The sequence below is a fragment of the Phenylobacterium sp. genome, assembly GCF_036263695.1.
In the GTDB taxonomy this organism is placed as follows: Bacteria; Pseudomonadota; Alphaproteobacteria; order Caulobacterales; family Caulobacteraceae; genus Phenylobacterium.
In genome coordinates this window covers 1-4,789 of sequence record NZ_DATAGM010000411.1, presented here as the reverse complement: position 1 = coordinate 4,789, position 4,789 = coordinate 1, and the positions used below count along the sequence as shown (strand labels likewise).

Sequence of the window (4,789 nt, the reverse complement as noted above, 5' to 3'; positions counted from 1 at the left end):
GAGGGCAAGGAGTGGGTGATCAACGGCGAGAAGTGGTTCTCCACCAACGCCCGCTATTCCAAGCTGCTGGTCGTCTATGCGGTCACCGACCCAGACGCCAAGGATCCCTACAAGCGCACCTCGATCTTCCTGGTCCCCACCGACACCCCCGGGGTGGAGATCATCCGCAACGTCGCCGTCGGCGGCGGCGGCGAGATCGGCGGCGGGACGGAAGGCTACGTCCGCTACAACAACGTGCGGGTGCCCTATGACGCGCTGCTCGGCGAGCGGGGCGGGGCCTTCGTAATCGCCCAGGTCCGCCTGGGCGGCGGCCGGATCCACCACGCCATGCGCACCATCGGCTCGTGCCGCCACGCGCTGGACCTGATGTGCAAGCGGGCCGTCTCCCGCACCACCCGCGACGGCAAGCTGGCCGACCTGCAGATGGTGCAGGCCGACATCGCCGACAGCTGGATCGAGCTGGAGTCGTTCCGCCTGCTGGTGCTGCGCACCGCCTGGCTGATCGACAAGCACAAGGACTACAACAAGGTCCGCAAGGACATCGCCGCCGTGAAGGTCGCGATGCCGAAGGTCTACCACAACATCGCGACCCGGGCGGCCCACCTGCACGGCGCGCTCGGCGTCTCCAACGAGATGCCGTTCATGCACATGGTCACCAGCTCGCTGGTGATGGGCATCGCAGACGGGCCCACCGAGGTCCACAAGGTGACCGTCGCCAAGCAGATCCTGAAGGACTACCGGCCCGACAACGACCTGTTCCCGGCCTACCACATCCCGCGCCTGCGGGAGGAAGCCCGCGAGCGGTTCAAGGACCAGCTCGCCGAGCTGAAGGCCGCCTACGACGCCGAAGGCGGCCGCCGCGGCGCCCGGACGACGGAAACGGCCTAAGCGACTGAGGGGGTTCAAGCCCGCCGGCTCGGTGCGTGCGGACCCCCTCCACCGCCGTCGGCGTTCCCCTCCCCCTGTGGGGGAGGATCAACAGAGGGGCGGTCTGGCGACCGCCCCCTTTTTCTTTTAAGCCGTCTGGAGTTGCGTGGGAGGAAACAAGAATGAGCGATGTGCTGAGCGCGGAAGGCGACCAGGGCGAGGCGTCCGCCTGGCCGGTGATGTCCATCGCCGAAGCGCACCGCCAGCTGACCGCGCCCGGCGCCCGCTTCGAGATCGAGGAGAAGCTGATCCGCGGGGTTCCGACCAAGGTTTGGAAGAACGCCCCGCCGACCCTCCGGGACGTGTTCCTCAACGCGCGTGCCTTCAAGGACCGCGAGTTCCTGGTCTACGAGGACGATCGCGCCACCTACGAAGCCTTCGCTCGCGCTACGATCAAGCTGGCCCAGCAGCTGCAGGCCGACGGCGTAAATAAGGGCGACCGGGTCGCCGTCATCATGCGCAACCTGCCGGAATGGCCGGTCGCGTTCTTCGCCGGCATCCTCTGCGGGGCCATCGTCACCCCGCTGAACGCCTGGTGGACGGGACCTGAGCTGGAGTACGGCCTCGCCGATTCCGGAACCAAGGTGGTCATCGTCGACGACGAGCGGCTGGAGCGGATCGCCGAGCACCTGGACGCCTGCCCGGACCTGACGCGCGTCTACGTCTCGCGCCTGAAGGCCACGGCGTTCGATCCGCGCGTCGCGCGCCTGGAGGACGTCATCGGGCGGGTGAACAGCTGGAAGGACTTGCCCGACCTACCTCTGCCCGACGTCGAGCTCGGTCCGGAGGACGACGCGACCATCCTCTACACCTCCGGCACCACGGGGAAGCCGAAGGGCGCCCTGGGGACCCACCGCAACATGACCTCGAACATCGGCGCCGGCGGCATCTCGGCGGCGCGCAACTTCCTGCGGGCCGGCCAGCCGCTGCCGGAGAGCGACCCGCACAAGCTGCCCCAGCGCGTCACCCTGCTGGTGGTGCCGCTGTTCCACGCCACGGGCCTGTCGGCGACGCTGGGCCCCAGCATGAACGCCGGCGGCAAGCTGGTCTTCATGTACCGGTGGGAGGCCGAAAAGGCGATGCAGCTGATCGAGCGCGAGAAGGTCAACGCCACCGGCGGCGTGCCCACCATCGCCTGGCAGCTAATCGAGCATCCGGCCCGCGAGAAGTATGATCTGTCGTCCCTGCAGGCCGTGACCTACGGCGGCGCCCCCTCGGCGCCTGAGCTGGTGCGCAAAATCTCCGAGGTGTTCCCCGGCTCGGCGCCTGGCAACGGCTGGGGCATGACGGAGACGACCGCCACCTTCACCAGCCACATGGGCAAGGACTACGAGAACCGGCCCTCCAGCGCCGGCCCGGCCGCCCCCGTTGGCGAGATGAAGATCATGGACCCGGAAGGGGCCAGAGAGCTGCCGGCGGGCGAGGTCGGCGAGCTTTGGGTCAAGGGCCCGCAGGTCGTGAAAGGCTATTGGAACAAGCCGCAAGCCACCGCCGAGACCTTCAAGGACGGCTGGCTGCGCACCGGGGACCTGGCGCGGCTGGACGAGGAGGGCTTCCTCTACATCGTCGACCGGGCCAAGGACATGCTGATCCGGGGCGGCGAGAACATCTACTGCGTGGAGGTCGAGAACGCCCTCTACGAGCACCCGGACGTGATGGACGCGGCCATCGTCGGCGTCCCCCACCGCACGCTCGGCGAGGAGCCGGCGGCGGTGGTCCACCTGAAGCCCGGCGGGGCCGCCACCGAAGCCGATCTGCGCGCCTTTGTCCGCGAGCGGCTGGCCGCCTTCAAGGTCCCGGTGAAGGTCGCCTTCTGGCCCGAGCCGCTGCCGCGCAACGCCAATGGCAAGATCCTGAAGACCGAGCTCAAGAAGGTGTTCGAAGGACAGGCGGCATGAGCCGACCGCGCATCGTCGGCATCGGCGGGACGACGCGGCCGGGCTCGGGCACCGAGAAGGCGCTCGTGCAGTCGCTCGCTGTCACAGAGGCGGCCGGCGCCGAGACGCAGCTGTTCGGCGGCGAGTTCCTGGCGAGGCTTCCGGTCTATGCGCCGAGCGAGGCGCCGCCGACCGACGAGCAGCGGGCGCTGGCCGATGCGGTGCGCGGGGCGGACGGGGTGATCGTCGCCAGCCCCGGCTACCACGGCTCGATCTCGGGGTTGATCAAGAACGCCCTCGATTCCCTCGAGCTGCTGCGGGATGATCCCACGCCCTATTTCCAGGGCCGGCCGGTGGGCTGCATCATCACCGCCGACGGCTGGCAGGCGGCGGGCACCACTTTGATGGCGCTGCGCTCGATCATACATGCGTTGCGAGGCTGGCCGACCCCCTTCGGCGCTGCGCTGAATTCGACGACCAACCTCTTCGACGCCGAGGGCCGCTGCCGCGAGCCCAAGGACGCCTGGCAGCTCACCACGGTAGCCGACCAGGTGATGGAGTTCGCCAGGATGAGAGCCGCCACATGACCCGACCCAAGCTCGTGCCGACCCCGGGCGGGGGCTCCGGCGTGGACGAAGCCATCCACCAGGCCATCAGCCCCATCGAGGACATCGTCGAAGACGCCCGCAACGGGCGGCCCTTCATCCTCGTCGACGCCGAGGACCGGGAGAACGAGGGCGACGTCATCATCCCGGCCCAGTTCGCCACGCCCGACCAGATCAACTTCATGGCCAAGCACGCGCGCGGCCTGATCTGCCTGTCGATCACCGCCGAGCGGGCACGCCAGCTGCGCCTGCCGCCGATGTCCACCGACAACCAGTCCGGCCACGGCACCGCCTTCACCGTCTCCATCGAGGCGCGGGAAGGGGTGACGACGGGCATCTCCGCCCACGACCGCGCCCACACCATCGCTGTCGCCATCGACCCGACCAAGAACGCCGACGACGTGGTCACGCCCGGTCACGTGTTCCCGCTGGTGGCCAAGGACGGCGGCGTGCTGGTCCGCGCCGGCCACACCGAGGCGGCGGTCGACATCGCCCGCATGGCCGGCCTCAACCCGGCCGGCGTGATCTGCGAGATCATGAAGGACGACGGCTCGATGGCCCGGCTGCCGGACCTGGTGGCATTCGCCCAGCTGCACGGCCTGAAGATCGGCACCATCGCCGACCTGATCGCCTACCGCCGCCGCACCGAACGCCAGGTGGAGCGGGTGCTGGAGACGCCGTTCGACAGCGCCTACGGCGGCCGCTTCCGGATGGTGATCTACCGCAACATCCTCGACCGCACCGAGCATGTGGTCCTCACCAAGGGCAAGATCGAGGCCGAGCGGCCGACCCTGGTGCGCATGCACCGCGTCGACTTCGCCGCCGACATGCTGGGCCACGTGGAGGATCGGCGGGACTATGTGCCCCGCGCCCTGAAGGCGATCGCCGACTACGACGGCGCGGGCGTTGCGGTGTTCATCCGCGACTCCAACCCCGCCTGGCTCTCCGAACGCTACGGCCAGAACCAGACCGAGGCCGACCGCGGGGCCTCGATCCTGCGCGACTACGGCATCGGGGCGCAGATCCTGCTCGACCTCGGCGTCCGCGACATGGTGCTGCTGTCCAACAGCTCGACGCGCCTGCCCGGCTCCGGCGGCTACGGCCTGAAGATCGTCGGGCAGCGGCAGCTCTGACCTCCCTCCCTCTACCCTTTGCGGGAGAGGGGGACCGCAACCGACCCTCCGCGCCTCGCATTCCATCGGCGTGAGCGAACTTCGTATCGGCTGCTCGGGCTGGACCTACAAGGACTGGACCGGGCCCTTCTATCCGGCGGGCACCAAGGACCCTGTGCGGCTGGAGTACTATGCTGGCTGGTTCGATACCGCCGAGATCAACGCCAGCTTCTACCGCCTGCCCTCCGAGGCGGCGGTGAAGGGCTGG

Annotated in this window: 5 protein-coding genes; all 5 read left to right on the top strand. The window is 69.0% G+C overall.

What is annotated here, in order from left to right; all coding sequences use genetic code 11:
- Window positions 1-888: acyl-CoA dehydrogenase family protein (locus VHK87_RS16490; RefSeq protein WP_329635978.1), on the top strand; the 888-nt coding region annotated here is incomplete at its 5' end.
- 161 nt (window positions 889-1,049) lie between these two features.
- Window positions 1,050-2,825: a class I adenylate-forming enzyme family protein gene (locus VHK87_RS16485; protein ID WP_329635977.1), complete on the top strand. Its 1,776-nt coding sequence runs from the start codon at window positions 1,050-1,052 to the stop codon at window positions 2,823-2,825.
- Entirely contained in the window at window positions 2,822-3,391 is a 570-nt protein-coding gene (locus VHK87_RS16480) for an NAD(P)H-dependent oxidoreductase (RefSeq protein WP_329635976.1), read from the top strand. Before VHK87_RS16485 ends, VHK87_RS16480 begins: the two co-directional genes overlap by 4 nt.
- Window positions 3,388-4,542 carry a 3,4-dihydroxy-2-butanone-4-phosphate synthase gene (gene ribB, locus VHK87_RS16475; protein ID WP_329635975.1) on the top strand — a complete coding sequence of 385 codons (1,155 nt, stop codon included), beginning with the start codon at window positions 3,388-3,390 and terminating at the stop codon, window positions 4,540-4,542. Before VHK87_RS16480 ends, ribB begins: the two co-directional genes overlap by 4 nt.
- A gap of 70 nt (window positions 4,543-4,612) precedes the next feature.
- Window positions 4,613-4,789, top strand: a 177-nt coding sequence (locus VHK87_RS16470; RefSeq protein ID WP_329635979.1) for a DUF72 domain-containing protein, incomplete at its 3' end; no start/stop codon positions are given.

Excerpts from the sequence above, each read along its gene's own strand:
- VHK87_RS16485 (WP_329635977.1), top strand. The coding sequence starts at position 1,050 with ATGAGCGATGTGCTGAGCGCGGAAGGCGACCAGGGCGAGGCGTCCGCC.
- VHK87_RS16480 (WP_329635976.1), top strand. The coding sequence starts at position 2,822 with ATGAGCCGACCGCGCATCGTCGGCATCGGCGGGACGACGCGGCCGGGC.
- ribB (WP_329635975.1), top strand. The coding sequence starts at position 3,388 with ATGACCCGACCCAAGCTCGTGCCGACCCCGGGCGGGGGCTCCGGCGTG.